This is a genomic window from Streptomyces lavendofoliae, from assembly GCF_014649735.1.
GTDB lineage: Bacteria > Actinomycetota > Actinomycetes > Streptomycetales > Streptomycetaceae > Streptomyces > Streptomyces lavendofoliae.
In genome coordinates, this window is record NZ_BMTP01000048.1 from 1 (window position 1) to 2,810 (window position 2,810).

The window sequence follows — 2,810 nt, forward strand, 5'->3', positions numbered from 1 at the left end:
CCAGCCGCTCAACGATCGAAACCACGACCGACAGGCTACCGGCCCAAATGAGATGACTTCTTAGAGCGAACGTCCCCGCACCGACCTCGCCGCACGCGGGCTGGGCTCCGTGCCAGCATGTGCCGGTATGGAGCGCGCGCGCTCGTCCTCACGGGCGGCGTGCTGTTGCTCTTGTGTGTGGATGGTCGGTGCGGTGGGCAGCTACGCGTGGCCGTACATGCACGATCTAGAGGAGACCGCAGTGGCCCAGCTCGACAAGAATGCCAAGTACTCCCTGACCCGGGCGGAGGACGGGAGGCGCATGGAGCCCGATTTCAGAAACGGGACGATTCGCATGTCGACTCCCGGTGACTCCGATAACCAGCTGTGGCGTGTGGCGGTGACGGGACAGAGAGAGGTGATGGAGGCAGGAAAGGAGGTCACTGTCGACGTCGTGAGTATCGAGAGCGCGGGGACGCCGGGCAAGTTCCTGGCGGCGATGGATCCCAACTTGCCCACGATGGGAGGGGAGCTTCCCTTCAGGTACATGAGGGTGGTCGACCCGTGCGACGCGAAGACAGCACGTCTCCACTTGACGCACTGCACGGAGTGGTACCTGCGCCCGACGGGGGCGCCGGATTCGTATCTCCCGATCTCGCTTATCGGCGTCGAACACCCGGGCGGCAAGGTGCTCGTTCCGTTCACCGAGTTCTGGGACAAGAATGCGGACGGACGACCAGTCGTGCTGTCGCAATGGGTGGACTTGAGCGCCCCTCCCGCGGAGACGATCTGGCGATTCCGTGCCTGGGGATGACGCTCAGGGCTGACGCCTCCCCGGCGACGTGCCGATCCTCTACAGCTCGAACTGGATGTCCTAAGGCCCCGGCAACAACGCAGAGGAAAAGGTACTCGTTCCGTTCGCCGACTTCTTCGATGAGCCCGGGCAATATCCGGTGTTCTCGAGGTACGTGGACTTGAGTGCCCCTCCTGCCGAGGTGATCTGGCGATTCCGCGCCTGGGGATGATGCCCAGAGCTGACGCCTGCCCGGTCTCGTTCCGATCTGCGATGCGATGGAGAAGGGTCGACACTCTCCGCTTGCGGCGCTGCGCCCGGAGCCGGCACCCGTACCGGCGTAAGCCTCCGAGGCCCTGCGCCCGCCCGCGTCCCACGTCGTCCAGAAGGGCGGCCGGGGGGCCGGGCGTTCTTCTTACGTGCCGCTCACGCGGGCCCGGCAGCCGGCTCCCACAGGGGTCGGGCGAGCCCGGTCCCGTCGCAGTGGAAGCACCGGCCGCCCCCCGGCGTGCTGCGGGCACCAACGGTGCCGGCGGCGTGGCGGAAGAGCCGGGCGAGGCCCGCAGTGTGCGCCTCGTGGAGCGGGAGCTCCTGCCGTCTGCCGAGCGTGACCTCCAGCGCGACGCCGGGGCCGGTGAAGTGGGCGTGCATGCCCCCGGTGATCGCACGGAGCGTCTCGTTCAGTTCGTGCATCGTCTCCGCGCCGGACAACTGCACGCGGGCCGCGAGGACGGTGTCAGCGGCTGCGGCGAAGGACAGCAGTCCGACCGGGCGGGCGAGCGGCCCGACGCGGCCAACGGCGGCGGGGTGGGTGTGCTGAAGCTGGGACAGGGCGTGCCACAGGTCGCCCGCCAGATCCTGGGGTGCGGTCTCTTCTCGGCTGCGTCTCATACGGCCTGTGTAGGGCCTGCGGTGGGCTGCTGCCGTCGGATAGGCCCGTCCGTCCCACGCGGTAACACGAGGTCTTCGGTGCCTGTTCCGCCCACCGGACCGGGTCGATGGGCCCTTTTCAGATCGTGCTTCTGTGGATATCCGGGTATCCAGGGGTGTCTGAGAGAAGTAGTCAGTGCGATTGCCACCCCTTGACTAGCGCCCTGACGTGCGGGTTCTCACGTGTCTGGGAATCCTGGGGGCAACTTGAAAGGCAACTTGTAGGGCAACCTCCGTTGCCACTCCTGTTTGCCACCGCTCCGGGTGAGCCTCCCGTCCCGGCGGCTTGCCCACTGCGCCAACGGGAGGCTCGCCCAGGAGTTACCTGCGGAAGCGGGAGAGCCAGGTTCCGCCGGCCTTCTGCTCGGGCAGAGCCTGCTCCGGTTCCAGGCGCTGGGACCTGACCGTCCAGTCCTGCTCGTCGAAGGACCGCTCGATTCCTTCCCTCTCCTGCTGGACGCAGGCCCCGCACAGCGTCGGACGGGCCTCCGGAGAAACGGTGCCCCAGCCGGTGCGCTCCACCGCCTGCCACCGCTCGTCGGTGAACGCCGCTTTGCACTCGGTGCAGCGTGGACGACGGGGGTAGCGCAGGAAGTCGCGGTACTCCTTCGCCCAGTCGGGGAGCGGCTCCTGGCCGTTGGTCTCCTGGGTGGCGGCGACAGCCTGATGCTTGCAGCCGTCGCACAGCTGCGGGTGGGTGTCGACGGGGACTCCCCAGTTCGTCTTCTCGGCGGCCTCCCACTTCTCCAGCTTGACCTCACCCAGCGCGTCGGCCGTTGCCTGTTGCAGCGGGCGGTCGGTGGCCCCCTGCTCCGCCGCGTCGAGGAGGCGGGCGGCGTGGTGGGGCGGGAGGGCGAGGGTGAGGTGGCGCATGCGGGCGTCGTCGGTCGTGCCGGGGGCGGCGGTGAAGCCGAACCGGGCGCGGACGTCGATCATGAGGCCCTCGGTGGTGGCCGCCGCCTTGCGGGCCCTGGCCCGGATCTGCGGCTGCCAGCGGCGGCGGACCTCGGCGGCCATCAGGTCCGCGAGATCAGTCCGCGGCTTCTTAGAAGTCATCTCATTTGGGCCGGTAGCCTGTCGGTCGTGGTTTCGATCGTTGAGCGGCTGG

2 protein-coding genes and 1 pseudogene are annotated in these 2,810 nt (G+C 68.3%); 1 reads left to right on the forward strand and 2 read right to left on the reverse strand.

The annotated features are described in order from the left end of the window. The first annotated feature begins 193 nt into the window (after window positions 1-193). Window positions 194-793 (forward strand): hypothetical protein, encoded by a 600-nt coding sequence (locus IE109_RS32705; protein WP_229891879.1) that lies wholly within the window; start codon window positions 194-196, stop codon window positions 791-793. Between the two features lie 405 nt (window positions 794-1,198). Here IE109_RS32705 and IE109_RS32710 read toward each other — a convergent pair whose 3' ends face one another. Together IE109_RS32710 and tpg are read right to left on the reverse strand one after the other, a co-directional pair. Beyond that, on the reverse strand, window positions 1,199-1,663 hold the full coding sequence (locus IE109_RS32710) for a hypothetical protein (protein WP_189554991.1): 465 nt from the start codon (window positions 1,661-1,663) through the stop codon (window positions 1,199-1,201). Between the two features lie 792 nt (window positions 1,664-2,455). Next, window positions 2,456-2,749, reverse strand: a pseudogene (gene tpg / locus IE109_RS32715) (telomere-protecting terminal protein Tpg); the annotation flags it as partial. Window positions 2,750-2,810 lie beyond the last annotated feature (61 nt).

Bases quoted from the DNA above. Each gene is read 5' to 3' on its own strand.
- IE109_RS32710 (WP_189554991.1), bottom strand. From the start codon at position 1,663: ATGAGACGCAGCCGAGAAGAGACCGCACCCCAGGATCTGGCGGGCGAC.